The 25,194-nt window shown below is 58.4% G+C and carries 21 protein-coding genes and 5 pseudogenes; 8 read left to right on the plus strand and 18 right to left on the minus strand.

Annotated elements, in window-relative coordinates; translation table 11 throughout:
* Positions 1 to 307 (minus strand): annotated as a pseudogene (locus EN885_RS31665) (IS6 family transposase); the annotation flags it as partial.
* A gap of 231 nt (positions 308 to 538) precedes the next feature.
* On the opposite strand from EN885_RS31665, the gene EN885_RS31670 reads away from it, so the two are divergent.
* Complete coding sequence (locus EN885_RS31670; protein ID WP_127295363.1) at positions 539 to 2,194, plus strand: MFS transporter; 1,656 nt, start codon at positions 539 to 541, stop codon at positions 2,192 to 2,194.
* A gap of 50 nt (positions 2,195 to 2,244) precedes the next feature.
* Here EN885_RS31670 and EN885_RS31675 read toward each other — a convergent pair whose 3' ends face one another.
* From EN885_RS31675 to EN885_RS31735, 14 genes and pseudogenes are all read right to left on the minus strand, one after another.
* On the minus strand, positions 2,245 to 2,442 hold the full coding sequence (locus EN885_RS31675; protein WP_348631657.1) for a hypothetical protein: 198 nt from the start codon (positions 2,440 to 2,442) through the stop codon (positions 2,245 to 2,247).
* A 2-nt stretch (positions 2,443 to 2,444) separates the two neighbouring features.
* Positions 2,445 to 2,672 (minus strand): annotated as a pseudogene (locus tag EN885_RS31680) (transposase domain-containing protein); the annotation flags it as partial.
* 28 nt (positions 2,673 to 2,700) lie between these two features.
* A pseudogene (locus EN885_RS31685) lies at positions 2,701 to 3,269 on the minus strand (helix-turn-helix domain-containing protein); the annotation flags it as partial.
* A pseudogene (locus EN885_RS31690) lies at positions 3,194 to 3,574 on the minus strand (ATP-binding cassette domain-containing protein); the annotation flags it as partial. The pseudogenes EN885_RS31690 and EN885_RS31685, both read right to left, overlap by 76 nt.
* Before the next feature lie 31 nt (positions 3,575 to 3,605).
* Positions 3,606 to 3,911: a transposase gene (locus EN885_RS34910; RefSeq protein WP_024505894.1), complete on the minus strand. Its 306-nt coding sequence runs from the start codon at positions 3,909 to 3,911 to the stop codon at positions 3,606 to 3,608.
* A pseudogene (locus EN885_RS34500) lies at positions 3,888 to 4,386 on the minus strand (DDE-type integrase/transposase/recombinase); the annotation flags it as partial. The pseudogene EN885_RS34500 and the gene EN885_RS34910, both read right to left, overlap by 24 nt.
* Before the next feature lie 221 nt (positions 4,387 to 4,607).
* Positions 4,608 to 5,936: an FAD-binding oxidoreductase gene (locus EN885_RS31700; RefSeq protein ID WP_128244157.1), complete on the minus strand. Its 1,329-nt coding sequence runs from the start codon at positions 5,934 to 5,936 to the stop codon at positions 4,608 to 4,610.
* A gap of 273 nt (positions 5,937 to 6,209) precedes the next feature.
* Positions 6,210 to 7,340 (minus strand): serine hydrolase, encoded by a 1,131-nt coding sequence (locus EN885_RS31705; RefSeq protein ID WP_024505677.1) that lies wholly within the window; start codon positions 7,338 to 7,340, stop codon positions 6,210 to 6,212.
* 115 nt (positions 7,341 to 7,455) lie between these two features.
* Positions 7,456 to 8,499, minus strand: coding sequence for an ABC transporter ATP-binding protein (locus EN885_RS31710; RefSeq protein ID WP_128244156.1), 1,044 nt, complete (start codon positions 8,497 to 8,499; stop codon positions 7,456 to 7,458).
* Positions 8,496 to 9,515, minus strand: a complete 1,020-nt coding sequence (locus EN885_RS31715; RefSeq protein ID WP_024505675.1) for an ABC transporter ATP-binding protein — start codon at positions 9,513 to 9,515, stop codon at positions 8,496 to 8,498. Before EN885_RS31715 ends, EN885_RS31710 begins: the two co-directional genes overlap by 4 nt.
* The gene (locus EN885_RS31720) at positions 9,512 to 10,405 is read right to left on the minus strand and encodes an ABC transporter permease (protein WP_206616876.1); all 894 of its coding nucleotides are present in this window, start codon (positions 10,403 to 10,405) and stop codon (positions 9,512 to 9,514) included. Before EN885_RS31720 ends, EN885_RS31715 begins: the two co-directional genes overlap by 4 nt.
* Position 10,406: 1 nt before the next feature.
* A complete protein-coding gene (locus EN885_RS31725) occupies positions 10,407 to 11,345 on the minus strand; it encodes an ABC transporter permease (protein WP_024505673.1) in 939 nt (312 codons plus the stop codon).
* Positions 11,346 to 11,365: 20 nt separating this feature from the next.
* Positions 11,366 to 12,955: an ABC transporter substrate-binding protein gene (locus EN885_RS31730; protein ID WP_128244155.1), complete on the minus strand. Its 1,590-nt coding sequence runs from the start codon at positions 12,953 to 12,955 to the stop codon at positions 11,366 to 11,368.
* A 702-nt stretch (positions 12,956 to 13,657) separates the two neighbouring features.
* Complete coding sequence (locus tag EN885_RS31735; protein ID WP_245265426.1) at positions 13,658 to 14,638, minus strand: GlxA family transcriptional regulator; 981 nt, start codon at positions 14,636 to 14,638, stop codon at positions 13,658 to 13,660.
* 140 nt (positions 14,639 to 14,778) lie between these two features.
* Between EN885_RS31735 and EN885_RS31740 the strand changes: the two genes are divergently transcribed.
* Positions 14,779 to 15,843 carry a GlxA family transcriptional regulator gene (locus EN885_RS31740; protein ID WP_245265425.1) on the plus strand — a complete coding sequence of 355 codons (1,065 nt, stop codon included), beginning with the start codon at positions 14,779 to 14,781 and terminating at the stop codon, positions 15,841 to 15,843.
* 80 nt (positions 15,844 to 15,923) lie between these two features.
* Here EN885_RS31740 and EN885_RS31745 read toward each other — a convergent pair whose 3' ends face one another.
* The 3 genes from EN885_RS31745 to EN885_RS31755 all read right to left on the minus strand — a co-directional run bounded on the left by EN885_RS31745 (position 15,924) and on the right by EN885_RS31755 (position 18,694).
* A complete protein-coding gene (locus EN885_RS31745; protein ID WP_024505670.1) occupies positions 15,924 to 16,850 on the minus strand; it encodes a glyoxylate/hydroxypyruvate reductase A in 927 nt (308 codons plus the stop codon).
* Positions 16,851 to 16,986: 136 nt separating this feature from the next.
* Positions 16,987 to 17,760 (minus strand): class II aldolase/adducin family protein, encoded by a 774-nt coding sequence (locus EN885_RS31750; RefSeq protein ID WP_127295373.1) that lies wholly within the window; start codon positions 17,758 to 17,760, stop codon positions 16,987 to 16,989.
* A gap of 25 nt (positions 17,761 to 17,785) precedes the next feature.
* Positions 17,786 to 18,694 (minus strand): NAD(P)-dependent oxidoreductase, encoded by a 909-nt coding sequence (locus EN885_RS31755; RefSeq protein WP_127295375.1) that lies wholly within the window; start codon positions 18,692 to 18,694, stop codon positions 17,786 to 17,788.
* 144 nt (positions 18,695 to 18,838) lie between these two features.
* Between EN885_RS31755 and EN885_RS31760 the strand changes: the two genes are divergently transcribed.
* The 6 genes from EN885_RS31760 to EN885_RS31785 all read left to right on the plus strand — a co-directional run bounded on the left by EN885_RS31760 (position 18,839) and on the right by EN885_RS31785 (position 24,660).
* Complete coding sequence (locus tag EN885_RS31760) at positions 18,839 to 19,699, plus strand: LysR family transcriptional regulator (RefSeq protein WP_050580551.1); 861 nt, start codon at positions 18,839 to 18,841, stop codon at positions 19,697 to 19,699.
* A gap of 27 nt (positions 19,700 to 19,726) precedes the next feature.
* Positions 19,727 to 20,815, plus strand: coding sequence for a mandelate racemase/muconate lactonizing enzyme family protein (locus EN885_RS31765; protein ID WP_024505666.1), 1,089 nt, complete (start codon positions 19,727 to 19,729; stop codon positions 20,813 to 20,815).
* A gap of 150 nt (positions 20,816 to 20,965) precedes the next feature.
* A complete protein-coding gene (locus EN885_RS31770) occupies positions 20,966 to 21,937 on the plus strand; it encodes an ABC transporter substrate-binding protein (protein ID WP_128244154.1) in 972 nt (323 codons plus the stop codon).
* Positions 21,938 to 22,092: 155 nt separating this feature from the next.
* Complete coding sequence (locus EN885_RS31775) at positions 22,093 to 23,127, plus strand: ABC transporter permease subunit (RefSeq protein WP_128244153.1); 1,035 nt, start codon at positions 22,093 to 22,095, stop codon at positions 23,125 to 23,127.
* Positions 23,124 to 24,179, plus strand: a complete 1,056-nt coding sequence (locus EN885_RS31780) for a betaine/proline/choline family ABC transporter ATP-binding protein (RefSeq protein ID WP_196815426.1) — start codon at positions 23,124 to 23,126, stop codon at positions 24,177 to 24,179. Before EN885_RS31775 ends, EN885_RS31780 begins: the two co-directional genes overlap by 4 nt.
* Before the next feature lie 136 nt (positions 24,180 to 24,315).
* Positions 24,316 to 24,660 carry an SMR family transporter gene (locus EN885_RS31785; RefSeq protein WP_128244152.1) on the plus strand — a complete coding sequence of 115 codons (345 nt, stop codon included), beginning with the start codon at positions 24,316 to 24,318 and terminating at the stop codon, positions 24,658 to 24,660.
* Positions 24,661 to 25,194 lie beyond the last annotated feature (534 nt).

The raw sequence follows: 25,194 nt of genomic DNA on the forward strand, positions 1-25,194 counted from the left end.
CGCAGACGGTAGTTCGGCGTCGCAGGAAATGATCGCCTCATGATTGGTCGGGCTACCGTCGATGAAGATGCGATCCGGTCTGCCGTGGCGCTCCAGGGCTTTCTGGAAGAAGCGGCACGATAGAGATACATCCGTTGGCCGCGTATCTTGATGCATGTCTCGTCCATGTGCCACTTGCCGGTGAGGGCGCGCTTGCGCCCGTTGAAGCGCTCCAGAAGCTGGGGCGAGAAGTGAACGACCAGCGGTGCACGGTCGAATGGTCGACGTTCAGGCCACGTTCGGCCATCATCTCCTTCAGATCGCGCAGGCTCGGTCGAAATGACGGCCTTTGAACATAGCAAGCGAGCTCCCCGAAAAAAGAGAGGCCTTCGTGCCAGATATGGGTTGCCATTCCGTTTTGCGACAGAACCCTCAGCTGTGGTTGCCATCAACAATTGAAGTCTTTGGACGCGACCGCACTCTCAATTTCAGCTTGTTTGTCACATTACTCCAGCAACCGTTACCGAAGTGAACGCTTAGTCGAAGGCAGTCAGACATCATGCAGCGCGAAGATCACCAGCTGCCTATTTCAGCAACGCTCGCTCCATTTCGGAACCCGGTGTTTCGCACGATCTGGACGGCCACACAAATATCCAGCCTGGGTTGGCTCGTGCAAACGGTTGCCGTCAGCTGGCTGATGGCAACTACTTCGGCTTCCGATCTGATGGTTGCGATTGTTCAGGCTGCCTCGACATTGCCGGTGTTCTTCCTCTCGATCCTTGCCGGAGCCATCGCCGACAATTTCAGCCGCCGGTGGGTGATGTTTGCGGGCCACTGCCTCATAGCATCGGCATCGACGACGCTGATGATTTCTGTCGGGCTGGGGTTTGTCAGCCCCTGGTTCATACTCGGACTGAGTTTCCTGGCCGGCTGCGGCTTTGCGCTAACCGATCCGGCTTGGCATGCTTCCGTCGGCGATATCCTCGATAAGCGCGACATTCCCGCCGCGGTGACGCTTGTGTCGGTCGGGTACAACATCGTGCGCAGCATCGCACCGGCTTTGGGCGGCGTGATCATGGCCTTCTTCGGACCTCTGGCCGCTTTCGCCTTGGCTGCGCTCAGTGATCTAATCCCTCTAAGCGCAATATGGCGCACCAAATGGCAAGTCCGCTCCTCTCCTCTCCCTCGCGAGAGGATGACGACGGCAATTCATGACGGCGTGCGCTTCACGGCGATGTCCTTGGAGATCAGGGCGGCGATCGCCCGAGCAGCTCTTTTCGGGGTGACCAGTATAGCGATCTTTGCGCTGCTCCCTCTCGTCGTCCGGGATCAGTTGAAGTGCGGCCCAATCGCCTATGGCGTCCTATTAGCCAGTTTCGGCATGGGTGCTTTCATCGCTGGCATGAGCAACAGCTACCTAAGGCGTATCACGTCTCAAAACAGGCTGGTGGCGTTCGCGTCCGTCGCTTGTGCAGCATGTTGCCTTTGCCTTGCAGTTACTTCTTCGATTGCCGCGGCGGCCATTTCGTTAGCGCTCGGTGGGGCGGGTTGGCTAGTCACTTGGACGGGCATTGACTTGTCGGTGCAGCTGGCAAGCCCTAGGTGGGTTGTTGGCCGCACGCTCTCGATCTACTACGCCTTGAGCGCCGGCGGTATGGCAGCCGGCAGCTGGATCTGGGGTTCTGTCGCGCAGAATTACTCGTTGACATGGGCTTTGGAGGGCGCCGCACTAGCCCTGTTGCTGGTGGCAGTTGCGGGAATAGTGTTGCCGGTGGGACCCCGGGAAGAAACGGATCAAGAGAGTTCCGGCTTCCATCCGCCGGAACTGGCATTCGATCTGAAACCGAGAAGTGGCCCTATCGTTGCCAAAACCGAGTATTCCATACCTGAGGAGAACATTGACGCCTTTCTGGGCTACATGCGGACCCGGCGTCATGTTCAGAGCCGTGCCGGTGCTCGAAACTGGACGCTTCAGCGAAACCTTCAAACGCCCTCGCTTTGGACGGAGACATTCCGCACGCCGACATGGATGGATTTTCTCCGCCTAAATCATCGGCTCACGTCGGCGGACAAGGAAGTCGGCGATCATCTTCTGGCCCTGCATGATGGAGATGTGCCTCCGCAGACAGTTCTTTCCATTCAGCGAACGACAGACGCAACGTACGCATCCGCTGAAGGCCGCAGACGTGCGTATCCGGCGGCCATGAGGACCTGAGCACCGGAGTGCTGGCGTCAAGTTTTTGATGGGGAGACGCGATAATATTCTTAGGAGGAGTTTGACCTCCTCGATGCCTTCATCGGTGAAGGCCAAGATCCCGTCGTCTCGTTGGTGCCGTACACCCAGATGACGCCGTCCTCCGGCTCGAGACCGAGGGTCAGTTCGTGGATGAGCGCTTCGCTGACGCCGAGGTCGCTGGCGACACGGCCGACGGTGTAGACGTGATGCACCTTATTGCGCTGCATGATCAGGCGGCAGCTGGTTGGGTCCGCAGTTTTGCGGACCTCCAATTCCACAGCAGCAGATCATCGATCCGATGGGCCGGATAGGCGGGCAGTCGGGCGAGGACGTCGGCGAGCCAGGCCTGCGGGTCGATATCGTTCATCTTGGCGCCGACGATCAGGCTGTAGAGAACGGCAGCGCGCTGTCCGCCGCGATCGGAACCGCAGAACAGCCAGGACTTTCTGCCGAGAGCGAAGACTGATTCATTATGCACCCCCTCTTCAAATGGCGGGAAACAGCGATTTCTGATTATCGTCGTTGATGATACGCGGAGATTTGCGCGCCAAATCGGCCTTGATCCGTTCATCTTCAAGGTCGCTGGCGCGGATCTGGTAGGGCGCGCCGCGCATGACCTGCTCGGCTGGCAATATGCCGTCCCTGACGAACCGGCGGATTTTGACGTGCGACACGCCAAGCTTCGCGGCCGCGTCCGACATGGTAAGCCACTCGCCGTTCTTGTCGGAAGACCGATAGCCGCTGATCTTGTGCACGTGCGCAGGGATTGGACGCGTCGCGCCGTCCAGGTCTTTCCCTGACCCGTCTTCATGCCCATGCGGTTGAGTGTGGCGGCGATTTCGGCATCCGACCATCGCGTTGCCATGGTTCGCATGATCGCCAGGGCTTCTTCGGGCGTATGCTGCCCATGCTCGCCGGATTTGGGCTTGCGCACACGCACCTGCGAGTGCTGGGCTCCATGCCAGTAGATGGTCAGTATCACATCGCGCGCTTCGTCATCGACGTCCGCCACGACGTCCTTGATGAGCGCGCGCAGGAGTTGCTGACGGCATCGCGAGGCATGTCGATGTCGATCAATCGCGCCGCGCCGCCTTTGTCCTTGGGCAGGATCAGCGCCCGGTCGACTAGATAGATCGCTTCTTCCAGGTCATGGGTGACCATCACCATGGTGACGTTCTCCTCTCTCCAGATGCGCGCCAGTTCCTCCTGCATGCGATCTTGGTCATGGCGTCCAGCGCCCCCCAGCGGCTCGTCGAGCACAAGGATTTCGGGCTGGACGGTGAGTGCCCGGGCAATGCCGACGCGATGCGCCATGCCGCCGGAAAGCTGCCTCGGAAAAGCATCGGCGAATTCGGCAAGGCTGGGTTCGGGCAATCGGCGACGGGGCGTTCTACACCTGGCGATCGCTCACGTCGATCCGTGCGAAGATCGCCATCGCCCGATCGGCATCAAGCTCGCCGCCGGCCATCTGCTTGCGCCATGCATAGAGCTGTGACGGAGCTACGCCGAATGCTTCCGCGACCTCGGTCACCGATGACCCCGCCGCATCCGCCATGTCGACCAACGAGCGCTTCTCGGTGCAACTCCACAGCCTTCGTTGCCGCGCGCGCCCGGGCACCGCTGCAAGATCTTCGGCCGCCGCGGCGCCGCTTAACTCGGCGACGATATCGCCCCTTGCCTGCCGTTTGCGCATCATGTGAACCATCTCGAGACGCGGAAAGGACGGCATAGGCACCGGCCATCGACTTGAAGCCGAGCGTTGACCCAGCGCGGCGCTGATGTGCCGATGGTCTGCTCGGTCTCGATTGTTGAGGTACTTGCTGTTGCGGAGCGGATCGGCTTCAGCGCTCGTCGCGATCGATTCCGCAGACGGTAGTTCGGCGTCGCAGGAAATGATCGCCTCATGATTGGTCGGGCTACCGTCGATGAAGATGCGATCCGGTCTGCCGTGGCGCTCCAGGGCTTTCTGGAAGAAGCGGCACGATAGAGATACATCCGTTCGCCGCGTATCTTGATGCATGTCTCGTCCATGTGCCACTTGCCGGTGAGGGCGCGCTTGCGCCCGTTGAAGCGCTCCAGAAGCTGGGGCGAGAAGTGAACGACCAGCGGTGCACGGTCGAATGGTCGACGTTCAGGCCGCGTTCGGCCATCATCTCCTCCAGATCGCGCAGGCTCGGTCGAAATGACGGCCTTTGAAAGATCTTTTGCTCGGCAGTGTCGCTTCATCTTTTCGGCGCGACGCACAGAAGCGCCGGAAATGTCGTAGAACAAATTGCAACTTTGATCGTTCCCTCCTTGAGGCCTCCTCCGTATTGCGTCGTTAGAGTTCTGCTTCTGCAAGATGAAGCAGCCCGTTTCTGCGCGAGCACCTTCCCGATTTTATGTCTTCCCTTCAAACGCCCGTTAGCGGTCTCACACGCGTCCCATCGGTAAACCGAGAAAAACGAAAGTCCGTGGGATCAACGACGGGGGGAGTGCCTCTGACGAGATCAGCAGCCAAGCGCCCCGCGCCCGGAGCTATGCCGAAACCATGGCCAGAAAATCCTGTCGCGACTATGAGACCCGGGACAGCATCAACCTGTGAGATGACTGGGATTGCGTCAGGGGTCACATCAATCAACCCCGCCCATTGCTGAACAACCGTGGCTGAAGCAAAGACCGGAAACGCCTTCTTCAATCGCTCGAACGTTCTACGCAGACTTGCTTTATCTGGCGCTGGATCGAGGACGCGGGTCCTCTCATATGGCGAAATTCGGTCGGGCGGTGTATGGTGCGATTCCGAACATTCCTTTATGAATCGATCATCGACGCGCAACCTCAAGTTCTTAAAATCCGATCGCAAGGCTGGCCAGAAGTTGGCGAAGAATCTAAAACTGTCGGGGACAATCGAGACGACGCTGGCGTGTCCATTGGCAATAGTGTAGCCGCCGTCAATGCGTTTGCGCAACGCAAACTCGGTGCTCCAGAGCGCCGCTTCAGGGCCGCCCTCGACCGGAGATGTGCGCATCACACTTCCTAAGACTTTCAACTGAGGCAACGTTATATCGAGATCCTTGAGAAAGCGACGAGACCACGCACCCGCCGCTACTACGACAGTTGAGCAACAAATTCGGCCATGTTCGGTGATGACGGCAGACACACTGCCGGCGCTCAACTCCAATCCACGCACAGCACAATTAGTGAGCACCGAAGCTCCACTGCGGCGGGCAGCTAATGCGATCGCGGTCGTAGCCAGGTGCGGTTCGGCCCGCCCATCGGTTGCGCAAAAAAGCCCGGCTTTCCAGCGTTTGTCCGCTCCGGGTGTAAGTCGCTGAAGCTCTGAGCCAGAAACCATACGAGCGTCGATTTGATGCTGACGCGCCTCATCGAGCCATGCCTCATTTTGGGCAATGTTCTCATCGCTATCGGACGCGAATAGAATACCGGCTCGGCGGAATCCCGACTCAGACTCCAGATCTTCATTCATGCGTTCCCAGAGACGCAGACTTTCGATCATCAGAGGGAATTCTCGAGGGTCACGCTGACCCTGCCTTACCCAGCCCCAGTTGCGACTGGACTGCTCCCCTGCAATATTCCCTTTCTCGCATAACGCCACCTTAACGCCACGCTTCGCCAGAAAGAGCGCCGCACTCGCGCCAACGATCCCGCCACCGACAACAACTACGTCAACTTTCGACGGCAGCCGGTTTTCGCTTGGAAGCGGTTCGACAAACAGGCCCATCTCAATTACTCTCCCATCCTCGGTACCAACGCCTCCATGAATTTGACCAGCTCACAACATCGAAGCCTAATCGCCGAATCTTGCTCGACTGAGCCAAGTTGCCGGCGTACAGATACAGCCCTACCGATGTTCGTTTTTTGTGCATTGGGGCAAATCCGCCCAGTTTTGAACACACTCTCGGTTTTCCTACGTCCGCCGCTGAATCCCGCGAAGGTTATTCCGTTGGGCGTCGAACGTGAAACCTCCGCCCTTCAGTGCGAGATGCCGAGCAGCTCACAACTCTGCAGCAAGATCAGCCATCATTGCCGTGAGCTGGTCAGCGAAGTTGCAGTCCCAGGCGCTCCAGTTCTCGAGCACGCTTAAGTAGACAACGGCAGTTCCGGTATCTGGATTCGCAACCATGTACTGACCGCCCCAACCGCCGTGGCCGAGCCAGGTGCCGTCGGTTACCATTTGGCGACTATAGCGAAGTGACTTCTGTCCGTAAGAAGGCCCAGGATTGTGACGGGTGTCTTCAATGAAGTCGGCATTGCCTACGCGGCGACCGTCAACACCCTCGCCTTTGCGGGCGAAGAGCAGACCATGGCGCGCCAGATCGCGAGCAGAGAGACAAGCACCGCCGTCGAGCAGCGGCACGCCCTCGCGATCGCACGTAATGTGCAAGCATCCCTCAAGACCGGCTGCCTCGACGTTTTCGATCAACCACTCCCGCAGCGGCCGGCCGCTAGCACGCTCAATTACCCAGCCGATGATCTCACTGTTGGTCGACTTGTAGAGCGACTGTCCGGTGCGGTTCACAACATCGTCGCTGGTGATCCCACAGAGGAAGGAGCGGATTGTACCCTCCTTCTCGCCCTCCGGCGGCAGTCGCCAGCCCATGGCGCGTTCCATGGACCACCACTTCGTATTGGGATCGCTGAGGTCCTCGGTAAAGTCATTGACGACATTCATATCGGCTGTTGCCCTGACAGTCGCCTCCGCGTAGCCCGTGCCGATCTCTGGCAAGTAAGTGCCAATCCGCTCGTCGAGATCCACCAAGCCATCGGCGACTGCGCGGCCGAGCATAAGGTTCAGCGTGGTCTTCGTCACTGACTGAATGCTTTGCGTCCTATCGGGACCAAAGTCGGGGGCATAGGCCTCATATAGGACGTGGTTGCCCTTGACCACGACGAAGGCGGAGAAATGCTGCATCGCGAGGAAACGCGCGACCTCGGGCCGAGCCCCGATCGCCCAATCAAGCTGCTTTAACAATGGAAAGACCGATGGTGCGCGGAAGGAAAGACTGTAGCGGGCGAGCCTGTGGAGGTTGTGCCAGCCATGGCGGCGGTGGTCGGGCGAGGCCCAACGTGGCTTGTTGTCGCTACCAGTAAAGAGGTCGGGATTTGGGATTGAGGCAAGCAACATTCAGTCGGCCTTTCAGTTGGTGTAAGTTCACGGGATCCTTGGAAGTGTACGAGTCACTTCGTCAGCGTTCTGGTTGCTATCTTCAGATCACCGATGGCAGAGACAAATGGGCGCGCTAGCGGAAGCGCGTTTTGCCTATAGAGAGCTTGGGACGTTCCGAGGTCGGGAGGATGTCCCCCGCAATCGGAAAATGACATCTGAAGCTGTGCTTCTTATCCTCTTGGCCCGCTGAAGGTTCGGGGAAGACGCGGCTGCAGATATCCTGCGCGTAACGACAACGGGTGTGGAACTCGCAGCCGGATGGCCGCCTCATGAGGCTCGGCACCTCACCTTTGAGCTCGGTCCTGTTGAGCACCGCATCTGGGTCAGGCTCAGGATTGGCCGCAAGCAGCGCCTCGGTGTAGGGATGTCGCGGTTGATCGAAAATACGCTCGGTCGCGCCGACCTCAATAAAGCGGCCGAGATACATGATCGCCATGCGATCGGTCATGTGGCGTACGACATTGAGATTGTGAGTGATGATCAGGATCGCCATGCCAAGTTCGGTTTGAAGCCTCGCGAGAAGATTGAGCACCTCGCCCTGCACCGAAACATCGAGGCCTGCGGTCGGCTCGTCGGCAATAAGCAAGTCCGGACTTAGCGCAAGAGCACGCGCGATACCAACGCGCCTGGCCTGACCACCGGAGAGCTGATGGGGGTAGCGACGAGCAAATTCCGCCGACAAGCCGACCATTCGAAGCAGTCGCTCCGCTTCCCCTTCGACATCGCGATCCTTTAGCCCATGGATGCGAAAGGGCTCTGTGAGAAGCGATCGCACTGTCAGCCTCGGCGAGAGTGAGCCGATAGGATCCTGGAACATCATCGCCATGCGCCGCAAATAGGGCTTGCGTTCAGCCCCGCTGAGCTCCTCAATTTCCTGCCCATCGAAGCTGATGCTGCCGCTCACAGCCCGCTGCAGGCCGATGATCGTGCGCGCGATAGTGGATTTGCCCGAGCCGCTTTCACCGACAAGGGCCAGCGTCTCGCCCTTGCGGATTTCAAAGGACACACCACATAGCGCGTCAATGAAAGGGGCTCTCGTCCCGGTTGCGAGCGCCTTAAGCGGACCCATAGTGCGGAAACGTACCCGCAGGTCCTCAACCCGGAGCAGCGCGCTCATACCGAAACCAACAGTTCTTTGTCGAGGAGATGGCATCGGGCGACTTGGTCTACGCCGATGCGGTACTCGACCGGGTTCTCTTGCCCACAGCGATCGAACGCTTGCCGGCAACGTGTCCGAAAGATACACCCTACCTTGGTGCCTAGGAGACTGGGCACCTCGCCCGGAATGGTCGGCAAAGTGCGCGTGCTTTTTTTGATCCGCCCGGGATCGCACTCCAGCAGCGCGCGTGTGTAGGGGTGAGCAGGATTATGGAAGATGTCCCGGACAGCTCCCTGCTCAACCACTTCCCCAGCATACATCACGGCGACCCGGTCGCACAGCTCAGCAACCGCACCGAGATGATGGGAAACGAACAGCACAGAGCAACCGATCTCTTTTTGCAAATCCTTGAGCAAATGAATGATCTGCACTTCCAGTGTTGCATCGAGCGCAGTGGTTGGCTCGTCGGCGACGAGGAGCGTCGGTTTCACAAGAAGCGCCATGGCAATGCAAACGCGCTGACGCATGCCACCTGAGAAGTGATGCGGATAGGCGCCGATACGGCTTTGCGGATCGGGAATTCCGACCCGTTGAAGCATGTCGATGGCACGGGCGCGTTTCTCGCCCCAGCTTCCTTGCTCGTGGTGCTGGACATCGATCATCTGGCTCTCGATGGTCCGCACGGGATTGAGTGCGGTCATCGGGTCTTGGAAGATCATCGAAAGATGATCGCCAAGCAGTCCCCGACGCGCCTGAGTTGGCATTTTGAGCAGGTCTTTATATTCGAACAGAATGCTGCCGGATGTCACATCTGCATTCTCTGGAAGTAGGCCCATCACTGTGTAGGCGAGTGTCGATTTTCCAGATCCGCTTTCTCCGACGATGCCAACCACCTGTCCGGCTGGCACATCGAGCGACACATTGCGCAGGGCATGGACGCGCCCCCGCGGCGTGCCGAAATCGAGATTTAGGTCACGGATCTCAAGAAGCGCGCGGCTTGACGAGAGCTGCGTTTTCGGATCTTTGCGTCTCATAGGTCTTTCCGCAATTTTGGATCGAATATGTCGCGCAGCGCTTCGCCCAGGAACGTGAAGCCGAGCGTTGCGAGGACGATCGGGATGCCGCTAGCTATCACCGGCCAAGGGGTCTGGTTAATGTAGCTATAGCCGTCGTTGAGGATAGCTCCCCAATCGGGCGTCGGTGGCCGCACGCCCATGCCGAGAAAGCTGAGACCCGCCTCTACGGCGATGACGGCCGGCACGTCCATACTCACCAGAATGAGAAGCGGGCCGAGGACATTGGGGAGTACGTGCACGGCGAGAATGCGCGTTGTTCCGGCCCCCATGCTGCGCTCTGCCGCAATATATTCACTGCTACGCAGCGCTTCCGTCTGGGTGCGCACCACACGCGCGTAAATGGGCATGGACGTTATCGCGATGACGAGAATAATACTCGCTAAGCTTGGTCCCAGAAGGGCGATCATGGCCAGCGCGAAAATAATACTCGGAAACGACCGGATCGTATCGAAGACAAGCAGTAGCAAATTGTCGAGCCAGCGGGGACCGAAGCCCGCGATCAAACCAAGGACTAGACCGACTGCCAGTGAACTGCCGAGAGAGGCGAAGGCAACGAGGAGCGGGATGCGGCCGCCCATGACGACGCGGGAGAATGTATCACGGCCCAGTTGGTCCGTGCCCAGCAGAAAATCGAGTGAAGGGCCAGCAAGACGCGGCCCGACCATGATTCTGATCGGATCATGCGTGATCATCAGCGGAGCGAAGATCGCGGTTGCTGCTATGAATATGACAAGAACTGCTCCGAGCATGCCCAGAAGGTTTTGTCGAAACTGCCGCAAAAAGGTGCGAGAGCTTTCGGCAGCCATTGCATCGTTGGTTTCGGGAAGAATGCTTTCAACGATCGCCATGTCAGAGCTTTTCCCGGGTTCGCGGATCGAGGAACGCGTTGATTACATCCGAGAGCGTCGTAGCCGAAACGATAAGGAAGGTGCTGACCAGCACGACGCCCATCACAATCGGGTAGTTGCGCGTATGGACCGCGTTGACAATCAAAGCCCCGATGCCAGGTCTCGCGAAAACCACCTCGATGAAGACAGCCGACGAAAGAAGCCACGCTATCCCTACCCCGAGTATGGTCACGGTCGGCAGGATCGCGAGAGGCAGCGCGTAGCGCGCGACGATGCGCCATTCCGAGATTCCGAAAGAGCGAGCCATGCGCACATGGTTTTCCCCGAGAACCTCAAGCATGGATGCGCGTACCAGCCGGGAAATGTAGCCGACCCAGCCAATCCCTATTGCGAAGCCCGGAAGGACGAGATGGATGGGTCCATCCCAGAAGCCATTGCCGGCCCCGATCGCTGGCAACCAGCGCAGCGTCACCGCAAAAATCAGCAGCGCGTAAACCGCCACGACGAAGGAAGGAATGGCGATTGTGGCGACCGTCACGACGCCGGCCACCTGGTCGACCAGGGAGTTGCGCCGCATGGCCGAGTAGCAACCGAGCGGCACGGCTATCGCAACCGCACAGGAGATGGAGACCAGGATCAGTTGGATCGTATAAGGCAGTTGCTCGAAGACAATGTCGGCAACAGGCCTCTGGCTGAATACGTCGAAGCCGAGATCGCCATGAAGCAGCCCGCCGAAGAAGGTAGCGATCTGCACGACAAGCGGCTTGTCGAGCCCCATCTGCTGATGCAACAGCGCCTTCATCTCAGGCGTCGCCCGCGGGCCGAGTAGAACCGCGGCAGGATCGCCGGGCACCGCTCGGATCATCAAAAACAATAACGTCACCGCAATCGCAATGATTGCGATCGCCAGGACCAGCCTCCGACAGAGATAAAACCACATACCTACGCCCGACCCGCAACTCAAGCCGAAACTGGTTTGAAATTGATGTATAGCGGGTTCCCATCTGGGGTAGTTGCGGCCTGCATTTGTGTGATGCGGAACATGACTGGATTGGCCCCATGGGTCAGGAACCGGTAGGCGCCGGAGTCTTCCATGAGGTCCTGCATCTCATAGTAAAGCTTCGCCCGCTCGTTGGGGTCGCTGATGGTGACCGCCTTACCGCTGAGCTCGTCAAAACGCTCGCTTCGGAAACGCTCCCAGTTCCACACACCTACTTGACTTTGCACAAACCAGGACGCCGGGTAATACGGGTCTGGTAAACTGTAGAAACCATTGACAATGAGTTGTACGTCCTTCCACCGCGCGCCTTCCGATTCCATGCCAAGCGTCCAGAACGACCCAGAATCTTGGGCATTGACCTCAACCGCGATGCCGATCTGCGACAATTGCGCTTGTACCGTTTGGGCTATGGTCGAATTAGTGCTATCGTTCGTACAGTCGATTGTCAGGGTTAGACCACTGACACCCGCTTTGTCCAGAAACGCCTTGGCCTTGGCGAGATCGCCTTCCGGTGGGACGAGCGCCTTGTCGCGGTGCCCGACGATCCCTGGAGGAATGACGCCTGTCGCAACCTCCGCCTGTCCGCCATACGCGGCTTCTAGAATCTGCGGCACATTGATTGCCCATTGGATTGCCTTGCGGACATTAATGTCCTTCAGCTTCGGGTGATCCATGTTCATGCCGACCCAGGCGTAATAGAGCGAAGTATGATCTTCGATCTTGGTCTCGGCGGGCGGATTGCTCTTGAACGTCGCAAGTGAATCCAGACTGACACGCGTGAAATCGATGTCACCAGCTTGATAAGCCCGTTCCGCCGACTTCTCGTCGGTAATTGGAATAATTCGGATTTCGTCAAAGCCAGGCTTCGGACCCGACCAGTCCGGATTGCGGGTCAGAAGCACATACTGGTTCGGCTTCCAGTCGGCGAGCACATACGGGCCGGAGAAAGCCGGCGGCTTCATCCCGAAATCACCGCCGTCCTTTGTTGCCTTCATCACGGCATTCTCGGAGACGATAGTGCCAACGCCAAAGGGCAGTGCGGTGTACCAGAGCGGAACAAAGGGCGACTTGAGCACGATCACGCCAGTATAGTCATCTTCGATTTCAACATGGTCAAACGAACCCCAATCAGGCTTGACCGGCGAATTGTGCTTGATCACGCGCTCGAAAGAGAACTTGACATCCCTCGCGGTCAGTTCACCGTAGTTGCCCGTAAATTTGATGCCTTTCTTCAACCTGAAGCGGATATGGGTGGGATCGACCTGCTCGATCTTTTCTGCCGCTTCCAGCTCCCAGCCCCATTCGGAGCCCGGCTTGTAACATGTGAGCTTCGAATAAATGCAGTTCGCCACGTTCACATCGACCGGACCCGAATAGAAAGCCGGATCAAGCTTGGCGATATCACTAGCGTAACGCACCTTGAGCACCTTGCCCTCGGCCGCCCATATGGCTTGCGACAAGGGCATGCCCGCGGCGAAAACTCCCCCGCCGAGCACTGCGCCGTTCTTGAGAAAGGCCCTTCGATTCACATTGCCTGTGGTATCAGTCATGATCTGTTCCTCCCTTTCCTTTGAGCGGTTTCCCTTGCAGCGGGCCGCTTTCCCCTTGGTTGATCCGGCACGTCGCCGTGGGCGCACTTTCGACACGGACCGCCATCTGCTCTCTCGCCGCCGAGCAGGCAGGCACCGAAAACAAGGAATATCGCACCAGCGGATCATTAACTAACGAATATAATTACGGTCTAACATCGGCTTTCTCGATGATGCACCTTCACAGACGAGACCAGGATCCAGAGGAACGATCGTGCGATTTAAACTAATCGTGAAGGAATCCAACGCGATCCGGGAATTGCTAGCTCGCCAGAGCGGGTTTGCCCGGGCAACACCTGTCCTGCGAAACCGCTGTCTGCTAGATGTGGCGTGGGCTGAGCGATCCGGCGCTCTCAGGCTCGTTTGCCGACGCGCATCAGCCGTGCCGGGCTGCCCGCCTCAGCCAGGATTTCCGCCACCGCAATGGATATGATCGAGCAAGCGAATCTGGTGCGGACGGGACATATCAGGCTCAACCGAGCTGGTCGAGCCGCAATCGCCTGCATAAAAGGCCATCAATCTCGATCTCAATGCGGTGATCCTTGATGTGTCAGACGATGCGCGTCGCGAGGTTTTGTCGACGACTATCCCTTAGGCTCATACCCCTTGTCACAAGCAAGTCCCGATCTGTGACGCCTTCGATGCTATCCCAATCTGCGATGCCTAGCAGATGTCCTGGGATAACGCCGATACGCCATTCCCGGACCGGAAATCTTGAGGCGTCTTGTGGTAGTAACTGCGAAATACCCGGCTAAGGTGCGACCCATCACAGAAGCCGCACTCCACTGCGATAATGGAAATCGACTTGGGCGTTCTCTGCAAAAGATGACGTGCATGATCGAGCCGTATTTGCGTGTAGATCGCCTGTGGAGAGGTACGGAGTTCTGACCGGAAGCGGCGCTCGATCAGCCGTCTGCTGAGCTTGAGCTTGCCGGCGAGGCGAGCGATGGTCAGGGGGACCTCCAGGTGGTGTTGCATCAGCAGCACAGCCCGTTTCAGGACTTCGTCACGAACGACAACCTCAAGGCGTCCGGTCGGTTGCGCCGTCTCACCCTTGGCCGCCTCGTTGAACATCATAATTCGCAAGCTTTTGGCGGCCAGGGCTTTGCCGAGATGCCTCTCGACGAGAAAGGCGGCGAGATGCGCGGCGCTCGCGCCGCCCGAACAGGTCAGCCGGTCTCGATCAACGACGTAGATTTGGTCGGAAACGGCCTGTAGGCCATCAAAAAGTCGCAGGAAATCTGAGTTGTGGAACCAGCTAACGCAACACTTGTAGCCGTTCATCAGGCCGGCGCGGCGCAAAACGAATGAGCCCGTACACAGCCCTACGAGTGGTATGCCTGCCTCGGCAGCGTGTCGAAGATGGTCGTCGAAGCGCGTGTCGACCAGGAGGGTTTCTTCTTCGAGAACCCCGCCGACAACCACCAGGTAGTCGAAGCGGCGAAGGTCTCCAATCCTTTCATGGGGTGAGATTGCAACGCCGCAGCTGGACAGGATCGGCGACATGTCGGGTGAAATGATGCGCCACTGGCAGCGGATTGGGCGGCTCCGGTCTCCGTCGTCTGCAGCCAAGCGTAGCACATCGACGAAGTTGGCAAATGCGCCGAGGGTAAACCGATGGAGCAGGAGGAACCCGACAGACAAGGGGGCAGAGTCCCGTGCAAGCCTTGATGCCTGATTCGTGGGTGAACCGGGGCCTTGTCGCAACTCTACTGTCATGCCGACGCAAACGTCCTTTCGCGGATGTTCCCAATCGCTCAAATAGGGCGCGAGCCGGTTATGCCGTGTCGCTGATAGAACATGGCGGAGAGTCTGACATGGTCCACCACTGGTCCCGCGATGCTTGGGCGTCCGTTCGCGCCAATGAGCCAGTTACCGTCGCCGTTTACTTGGCGCACGGGTTCGAACTGCTCGCTCTGTCGTCTGCTCTGGACGTCTTTCGCCTCGCCAACAAAGCGGCCGCACGGGAAGCCTTTCGATGGCGTACGGTTTCCCACTGGGGCGAAGCCGTGCGGGCCAGTTGCGGTATTGTTGTCGCGGCTGACGCCGACCTGGCCCAAGAACGCAGATATCTGCAGCAGCTTGAACGACCCGCACTGGCACTGATCTGCGGGGATGAGCCTGATGAAGGTCGTGAAACCAAAGTGCTGAGCGCATGGCTGCGCGAATGCAGGCAGCGCAGGATCGCCATAGGCGGGTTTGGAAGCGGTGTCGCTGCTTTGGCGAAAGCTGGTATGCTTAATGACCGCAAATGCGCCATCCATTGGGAGGAATTGCCGGCCTTCAAGGAGCGGTTCATGCGCGTAGAGGCGGCGGCGACCGTCTATGAGGTCGACAATGATATCTGGACCTGTGCTGGCGGCACGGCAGCCTTCGATATGTTGGTCGAGCTTGTAAAACTGAATTGCGGTGAGCCTGTCGCAGTCAATGTTGGGGAGCTTGCTGTGGCTGGGCGTGTCCGAACTGGCGATGAACGTCAGCGACTGCCGCTGCTGCGTCAGCATGGCAGGATCAACCCCACGGTCGTGAAACTCATCGAATTGATGCAGAGAAACTTGGCTACCCCGCTTACCATGGCTGACCTCGCGGCGGCTGCGGGGCTGTCGCGGCGCCAGGTTGAACGTCTGTTCCGCAATGACCTCGGTCGCTCGCCCTGCCGCTACTTTCGGGAATTGCGGTTGGAACACGCGAAGCTCCTGCTTGCCCAGTCGTCGATGCCGGTTTTGGAAATTGCGGTGTCTTGCGGTTTCGTGTCTGCCTCCCATTTTTCGAGGTGTTTCCGCGAGACGCATCAGATAGCGCCTCATGAAGCGCGCAATCTTTCGGCCGGAAGGTATCTCGGTGTATAAACGCCACGACCTAACGCCGGCGACACACGCCCTGACACGGTTTCGCTCCTAAACAAGGGCATGGCGTTATTCCGATAGTATTAATAGCCGGCCTCCCGGTTGAACAGCGGAACGACGTCAAGACCGCGCTCAAGACGGCGCACGTTGTTGGCGATTACATCAACTGCGCTCGATGCAAATGTGGCCCCCGACACATGCGGCGTGATGTACACTTGCGGGTGAGTCCAATAGCGATGCTCCAGAGGAAGCGGTTCCTGGGCGAATGCATCTAACGCGGCGCCGGCGAGATGGCCGCGGTCGAGAGCGTCAAGCAGGGACTCGTCATAGACGACCGCGCCGCGGCTGATGTTAACAAAAAAGCTGCCCGGGGGCATGGCCGAGAATATTTTCTCATCGAGAAAGTGCCGCGTCTTCGGGGATAGTGGGAGGGCGTTGATAACGATATCGATGCGGCTCAGGAACTCTGGGAGGGAATCCGTTCCGAAATAGCAGTTGACCCCTTCGATCTGTCGCGCGCTGCGGTCCCACCCGCTGACAGCGTATCCAAAATCGCGAACGCGGCTAGCGACTTCCGTGCCGATGCGACCCAAACCGAACACGCCCGCCCGGAACTCTCTCGTGGGGACGATCTGCTTACGATGCCAGATCCGGTCCTTCTGCTGTGATCGATAGTCCGCATAACGCCTGTGAAATGTCAGTACCCAATAGAGGGCGTGTGCCGCCATGTCGCGGGCGACGGCCGGATCCGCGAGCAAGATCACGGGAACGTCGGGTAGGGTAGGATCTGCCACGAAGTGCTCCGCCCCGGCGCCGAGTGAGAAAATTGCCTTGAGATTCGGATACCGGTTAAGGTCACCTGCGGGGTGGTTCCAGACCATCGCATAGACGACCTCATTGGGATCAATCGGTTCACCGAACACTTTGACAGGCAATTCAGGAAGCTGGCGGCAAAGTTCCCTTCGCCAGCTTTCATTGTCGTAGCCATGGTTGTTCAACAGGATGGTCATGGTTTTGGCGCCCCTGGGAGGAGAATAGGCTCGCGCGGATGCAAGGGCTGGCCATGCGACCTCCGTGCAAGGCTTCTGCAGACGAGTAGGCGCTGGAAACCCCGGCCAGTGCCTGCCGGGGATTCAAGCTGTTCGATTAATAACGGTACGAGGGATCAACCCGGTCGCACTGGCGCAACAGGGCGGGCCATTCATATTTGCCGAGCGGGAAATCGTCATATTGGCGGTGCGCCAGGCGCCAGATGTCCTCACGGCTCTTGTCGAGCTTGAGCCCCGTAGAATAGGCATCAATTAACACGCGGCAGGCACGGACCGTGTAATAAAGATTCATGAAGGCTTCACCGGCGGTAGCACCCACCGCGAGGAATCCATGGTTCTTCATGATCAGGCATTTTTTGCCCTCGATGTTCTTAGCGAGGCGGTCCCGCTCCTCGAGTGTGAGGGACAGTCCTTCCCAATCATGATAACCGATGTCGCCCCAAAGCATCGAGCCATCCTGGGTAAGGAACTCAAGGCCATCCTGCAGCGCAGTGATGGCCAGGCCGGCCGGCGCGTGGCTGTGGAACACCACCTTCATGTCGTGATGGGTGTTGTGAATTGCTGAATGGATGACGAAACCGGCGGTATTGACGTCTGGCGGGCCGTATAGAACCTTACCCTGCTCGTCGACCTTGATCAGGTTCGACGCCGTGACCTCGTTGTAAAGCAGGCCGAAGCGGTTCAGCAGGAACTGGTGATCGGTGCCTGGCACCCGCATCGTGATGTGATTCCAGATCAGGTCGTCATAGCCGTAAATATTCGCCAGACGGTACAGGGCAGCGAGGTCGACTCGCGCTTCCCACTCTTCCTTGGAGATGTTCGCATGGCCGCCCTGGACGCTGAAGTCCTCGGCTTTCATCTCATGTGCCATTGGTTTTCCTTTCGATCGGTTATTGTCAAATGGAGCGGAGAAATGTGCCATTCTGCTCTTCCAAGAGCTTCACCGCCATGAGGTGGTTCTGGTCAAAACCGTACTGATCGACGGCTTTTTTGTAGATCGCCTCAACCTGTTCGCACATGGGCAACGTGGCGCCGACAGTTCGTGCCAGCTCCAGGGTCAGGACCAAATCTTTGTGTGCAAGGCCGAGCGCGAAGCCGGGATCGTAACTTCCGTCAAGAATAGCCGGGCCGTAGCGGTCCGCGACATAGCTCGCTCCGGTGCTGCCTTGGATGATTCCGAGCATGGTCGCAGCAGGAACCCCACCCATTACTCCTAGCATCAGCGCCTCACTCAGCGCCACCGAGTTTAGGTAGCAAAGCACGACCTGCGAAATCTTGGCCACGTAGCCAGCTCCGTGAGGGCCAAGATGCATGATCCGGTTGCCAATCTTTTCCAGAACCGGCTTGCACCGCGCAAACACATGCTTGTCGCCGCCGACCATGATCATCAGGGTTCCGGCAGCTGCTCCTTCAATCCCGCCAGTAACCGGTGCATCGAGAAACGCAATCTCCCGGTCGGTGGCAGCGGCGCGGATGCGTCGCTCGCACTCCAAGTTGTTGGTCGAAAGGTCGATCCAGACGGAGGCTTTCGGCAGCCCGGCGAGAATGCCTTGTTCGGACAGCGCCACGGCCTCGATGATCTTCGGGTTTGGCAGCGATGTGAACGCGATATCGGCGCCGGAGGCCGCCTCGGCAGCGGTGGTGGCCGACGAGATTGCATGGTTGCCGGCCGCTGCTCCCGTCGCCCGCACGGCATCAACCTTATTTGAATCGAGGTCGAACAGGGCAAGCTCGTAACCGGCGCGTGCCAGGTTGCTGGCCATTGGCCCGCCCATATTGCCCAACCCAATGAATGCAATCCGCATAGATATCTCCGTTGTGGCCAGCCAGCCCGTTTTTGGCATGTCTGAGCAGGCGCTGTTGTGACTGGTTTTCGGCCAGGCAGTCTTTCTCACCCTGATTGACGTGGCAAACGAATATAATTACGGAGTCACATCGAAGAATTCGATTTGAAAGTCATTTTCTTGAACATCGAGCACATCAGGGCTTTCCTAGAAGTCGGCGCGGCCGGTAGCTTCCAGCATGCTGCCGACCAGCTTAACGTCACCCAGTCGACCATTAGTGCGAGGATAAAGGCGCTCGAACGCAGGCTGAACCGCCAACTGTTTCACCGTAAGCGCAACGGAGTGGCGCTTACGACGGGCGGTCATCAGTTCCATGCGAGCGCCGTGAATATCGTACGCGCTTGGGAGCGCGGGCAGCAGGTGGCCACCCTGCCGGAAGGCCTTAATGCCTTCGTCACCTTGGGCGTCGAGGATAACCATTGGCCCCGCGTCGTGCCGGGCTGGTTGGAATGCATGGCCAAGGCATTGCCGGACGGCGTCGCAAGCGCGATCAGCGAGCGCTCGGATATTCTTATGGAGAGACTGCGAGCCGGACTGCTCGACATTGCTGTGCTTTACGACCCACGTCATTGCGCGGAGGCACGGATCGAGCCACTCATCAGCGAAGAACTCGTGATGGTTTCGACCAAGCCACGTGCGGTTCAAAGCGGCGTTGTTCCTGGCTACGTCTTCGTGGATTGGGGTGAAACGTTCCGAGCCCAGCACAGCATGCATTTTCCTGGCGTGTTTAGCCACAAGCTTACTATCCGCAGTTCAGCGGTAGCAATGGATCATATCCTGGCTAACGGCGGCTCCGGGTATTTCCTGGCCGAGTCCGTGACCCAGCACGTCAAATGTGGCCGCCTGCATCTGGTCGAGGGAGCTCCGCGCTTTCAACGAACAGTCTTCGTCGCCGTTCGTATTGACGTCATTGCGCCCGAATTTATCGAAACCGCTGTGCAAGCCTTGCGCGATACGATCGCCTGAATTCCGGTCCAAAGCCAGAGAGATGACATGAAAATCACCACGTTGAAGACCCGACTGACGGACGTGCCTTTTGCCAATCCGATCACCACGGCCATTCATAATATGCGCTCCGTCGGGTGCCTGCTCGTGTATCTAGAAACCGATGTAGGGCTGGTGGGCCAGAGTTATATCTTCACATTGAACGCCGTCCGGCTTAAAGCCTTCGACGAGATGGTGCGCGGCTTCTCGCATCGCATCGTGGGCCAGGATCCTCACTATGTGACGGCGATCAATTCTGCGATCTGGTCCGAAATTAACCCGACCGGTTATGCAGGCGTCACGATCTCGGCGCTCTCCGCACTTGACACGGCCTGCTGGGATCTGATCGGCAAAAGTGCGGACCGGCCGCTCCATCATCTGTTCGGGGCCTGCAGGGATCGCATTCGCACATATGCCAGCGGCGGCCTCTGGCTTTCCCAGAACATCGACGAACTGGTTAATGAGGCGGCGACCTTTCTGGACCAGGGGTTCCGGGCGATGAAGGTGCGGGTTGGCAAGGCCGACCCGCGAGAGGATTTTGAACGCGTGAGGGCTGTCCGCGAGGCCGTTGGACCCTCCATCGAACTTCTCGCGGACGCCAACCAGGCGCTCACGCCAAAGCAGGCGATCCGACTTGGCAGGATGCTTGAGGAGCTCGACATCGGTTGGCTGGAGGAGCCGGTCTCGGTCCATGACCTCGTGGGCCAGGCCGAGGTCCGCAACGCGCTCGATCTGACGATTGCCTCGGGTGAGACAGAGTGGACGCGTTTTGGTATCCGCAACACGATCGAGGCCCGCGCCGCAGATGTGTTGATGCCGGACCTCCAGAGGATTGGCGGGCTGACCGAAATGCGCCGGGTTGCAGCCTTGGCGGAGGCTTACAGCCTGCCGATTTCCACTCACATATTTACCGAGCATAGCCTCTGCATTGCCGGTTCTGCCGCCAATTGCATCTCCGTTGAACACATGCCGTGGTACGCCCCACTGTTCCGCGAAGAGATGAAGATCGTGGATGGCGACATCATCATACCCGTCCGTCCCGGCACAGGCTTCACCTTCGACGAGGCTGCCGTGACCCGCTTCGCCATCGACCATTAGGTTTGGCATCGAAAAAGTCGATGTCAGGCCCGAATTATATTCGTTAGTTAGATGTTCGATATTCCTATAATTCCTAAGTGGGGAACCGGCCCGGTAGCCTCTAGCCGCCGAGTAGAATCGCCTGGAATGGAAAACCAACAGGAGAAGACAATGCTCTCACGCACGCTTAAACTTACTGCCGCTGTGTTTATCGCAACGCTCGCCGCGTCCGCGGCCGAAGCGAAATGCGGCGACGTCACCATTACCGAGATGAACTGGGCTTCGGGGTCGATCGTCACCGCCGTCTCCAAGTTCCTGATGGAGCAGGGATACGGCTGCAAGGTCACGGTGGTCCCATCGGCTACGGCTACGGCAGTCACCTCTGTCGCAGAGACCGGCCGCCCCGACATCGTGACCGAACTCTGGCTCAACGGCGCGCCGGCTTATCCAGGATTGCTGGCCGCCGGTAAAGTCAAGACGTTGGGCCATGTCCTCACCCCCGGCGGCATTGATGCATGGTGGGTTCCGCAATACCTGGTGGACGAACATCCGGAACTTGCGAAGATCGATGGCATTCTGGCGCATCCCGACTGGGTAGGCGGCAAATTCCATAATTGCCCCGAAGGCTGGGGCTGTAAGATCACCAACGACCATCTGGCGGAAGCCTTCGATCTGAAAAGCCACGGCATCGAAGTCTTTAATCACGGCTCCGGAGAGACGCTGGCAGCGGCGATAGCTGCGGCCAACGAGAACAAGCAGCCCTGGTTCGGTTACTATTGGGGTCCAACATCCGTGCTCGGCAAATACAAGATGGTCAAGGTCGACATTGGCCCGTACGTCCCTGAGATCCACGCCTGCAACGCGGTCGAAACCTGCAAGAAACCCGGTAAGTCGGCTTATCCGCCGGCAGAAGTCGTAACGGCAGCGACGACGGATTTCGAGAAGCGTGAGCCGGAGATAGCAGCGCTAATGTCTAAGGTCACCTTCACGAATGAGCAGATGAGCGAGATCCTGGCTTGGCAGGATAGCAAGAAGGCTTCGGCCGATGAGTCTGCGGTTCACTTTCTGACCACCTACAAAACGATTTGGGCGGACTGGCTCAGCCCCGAAGCCAAGGAAAAGCTTGCGGCAGTCCTGAAGTGAGATCCATCATTTCACTTGGACTCCGCACCTAATGGACGTGACGGGCTGTTCACTGATTTGGCAACCTCAAGCACGTCGACAAGCACCTCTCGTCCAATTCCGGTGCCACGCGCTGATGAGCCCGGCTGCCGGAGTACCGCGATTTAAGGCGACACATGGCAGCGTACGAAAGAGCTTTTGACTCGCTGGGACTGCGGTCGTGGTGCGACGTCGCCGCCATCGGTGGCCCCATGTCGATGGACGATCTACTTGCAAAGACTGGCGCCGCGGGGACCGACCAAACCGAATCTTTCCCGTTTCCATCCCTGGACGCCCTTCACAAGGCCTGCGGCGCCATCCCTCGCACCCGCGACATGACTGCCGGGTTGGAACGCCTGTTCCTGAATGTGAAAGATCCCATCAAAGTGGTTCTGGATCCGGTTACGCAGCCATTGAGTTGGGCCTTGCGTAACGCCATCGACATCATGCAAATGCTTCCGTGGTGGGCCGCGATCCTGATCCTGGTCGCCATCGCCCATTTTGCCGGGCGTCGCATCGGCGTGACGATGTTCGTGCTGGTGGCGTTCCTTGGGTTGGCGTTCATTGACCATTTTGGCTACGCGATGCAGACGCTCGCCATCATAATGGTCTGTACGTTCATCTGCGTCCTGTTCGGTGTGCCTATCGGCATTGCGATGTCACGCAGTAATCGGTTGGAGCGTTGGCTGACGCCTTTTCTAGACCTGCTGCAGACGTTGCCCACCTTCGTCTATCTTATCCCGCTGATATTTCTGTTCAGTGTCACGGAGCCGAAGCTCTACGGCATAGCAATCATTCTCTACGCCGTGGTGCCATCTATCAGGCTCACTAACCTGGGCATTCGGCTGGTGGACAAGGACGTTCTGGAAGCGGGGGAGGCGTTTGGCATGACCTCTTGGCAAAAGCTCTATCGCGTCCAGTTGCCGCTCGCGTTGCCGAACATCATGGCGGGGATCAACCAGACCATCATGCTGTCTTTATCCATGGTCGTGATCGCTTCGCTGGTGTCTGCGCCTGGCTTGGGAACCCTTGTCCTGCGAGGTATCAACAAACTTGAACTCGGCGTCGGCCTCGTCGCAGGCCTCGGCATTGTTCTCCTCGCCATTGTGCTCGACCGGGTCAGCCGGGCTGCCCTCCAGCGCGTCAACAAGATGCACCAGTCGCGGACATGAGTATGACCGAGAGTTTCGTATCAATCCGCAACCTCTATAAGATCTTCGGCAACAATGCGCCGGCCATGGTGTCTTACGCGAAGTCGGGGATGCATAAGAAAGACATGCTGCAGGCCCACGGCCATGTGCTCGGGCTGCGCGACATTAATGTTGAGATCAAAAAAGGCGAGATCACGGTGATCATGGGCCTCTCGGGCTCTGGAAAATCGACCCTGATCCGTCACCTCAACCGCCTTATCGACCCCACGGCGGGTGAGGTAATAGTCAACGGGACGGACATCATGAAACTCGATCGGGCGAGGCTCCGGCAGCTGCGCCGCACTCAGATGTCGATGGTCTTTCAGAAGTTTGCGCTGCTGCCGCATGAGACAGTCCTAAGGAATGCCGGTATGCCGTGCTCGGTGCGCGGCGACGGACGGGCAAAGACCGACGAGACGGCCCGCAAGTGGCTGAACAGGGTCGGTCTGGCGGGCTCGGAGGCGCTGTATCCCCACCAACTCTCGGGGGGCATGCAGCAGCGCGTCGGCCTCGCCCGGGCTCTGACGTCGAACTCCGAGCTCATGCTCATGGACGAAGCCTATTCAGCGCTGGACCCACTCATCCGGTCGAGCATGCAGGACCTTCTCCTCGAACTGCAGAAGGACCTCCAGAAGACCGTCGTATTCATCACACATGACCTCGATGAGGCTCTCAAGCTTGCGGACCACCTGGTGATCTTGAAGGACGGCGAGATCGTGCAGCAGGGGGAGCCGCAATACATTCTCCTCAACCCCGCCGACCCTTACATTGAAGACTTCGTCAGCGATATCAACCGCGCACGCGTCCTTCGCGTCCGATCGGTAATGGAGAAGACGATCACCGAGGACGACGGCTATGAAGTCCTGGACGGGGACGAGACCTTGGAGCGGGCGATCCTGCGATCCCATGGCGTCGCCGACAAATCCTTCGCGGTACACTCGGACGGAGTTCGGGTGGGTACGCTCAACATGACTGATGTTCTGAAGGCGCTTGTACCCGCGGTGGCGACCGGGCGGAACCATAGCGACTTGTGAGTTAGGACCACGACAATGGGATTCCCATGGCGCTCCCCAATCGAATGGACCTCGCTGTTGCCGAGAAAATGCCGTACCCCATGGCTGCACATCTTTGTGCTAAGGCTTTTCAGGCGTCGCCCGGGAAAATGACTGTATGAACCCTCTGGTCACAGCTTACGGCGCCCTCGTATTGGGTATTGTGTCGGAAGTCATCGGTTCATCGCTGTTGCCAAAAACACAGCAATTCACGAAGCTTGGACCTACTGCAGCTGCCATCGCCAGCTTTATTGTCGCGTTGTTCTTTCTCTCCCATGCCCTCAAATTGATTCCCCTGGGTGTCACGTACGCAATCTGGTGCGGTGTCGGCATGGTGCTGACGGCTATGGTGAGCGTTCACGTCTATAGGTCGCCGCTTGACCTGCCTGCGATATTGGGGATCATTCTGATTATTTGCGGTGTCGTGGTGATCAACATTTTCTCCAAGACTGTTGCTCACTGATAGCGAGTTTCGTTAGTCGCCCTGGCAGTCGAGCTGCTAAGGTTTGGAAATCCGCCGACCTCACGGTCCACGATGCGAAGGCGTCGGAGAATGCGCGCTGGTTGGCCGGCAGCAGATACGGATCGCCAAGTTCGAGCGCCAGATTCGCTGCCAACGGTTTGGAGCGTTCATCGCGGTAGATCAATCAGTTGGCGGTGGGGTTAGAGGATCTGAAAGACGACGCCCACAGAAGACGGACTGGCAGAACGGGCCGAAGCCACGACGACGATGGCGTCGGATTTACGCGCAGCACGCTAGTCTAGCTCGCACAGCGTGGATCTACCGATCAGGCTTACGCCGCGAGATTCGGGAGCGGTGTTTTCCGCTGCCGAACCTGAGCGGTGCGTCCTCACCATATTTGCGCAAGCTCGAGAAAACCGAACGGCTTACTGCAACTCTCGCGCGCGTCCGGCGCCATTCCTGGTTTCCCAGATTGACTCGAAGTTGCGTAGCATCACTTCCGCGACGCTGAAGGTGTGCTTTCCTTGCCGGGAA

Source organism: Mesorhizobium sp. M6A.T.Cr.TU.014.01.1.1 (assembly GCF_004022765.1).
GTDB classification, from domain to species: Bacteria; Pseudomonadota; Alphaproteobacteria; order Rhizobiales; family Rhizobiaceae; genus Mesorhizobium; species Mesorhizobium mediterraneum.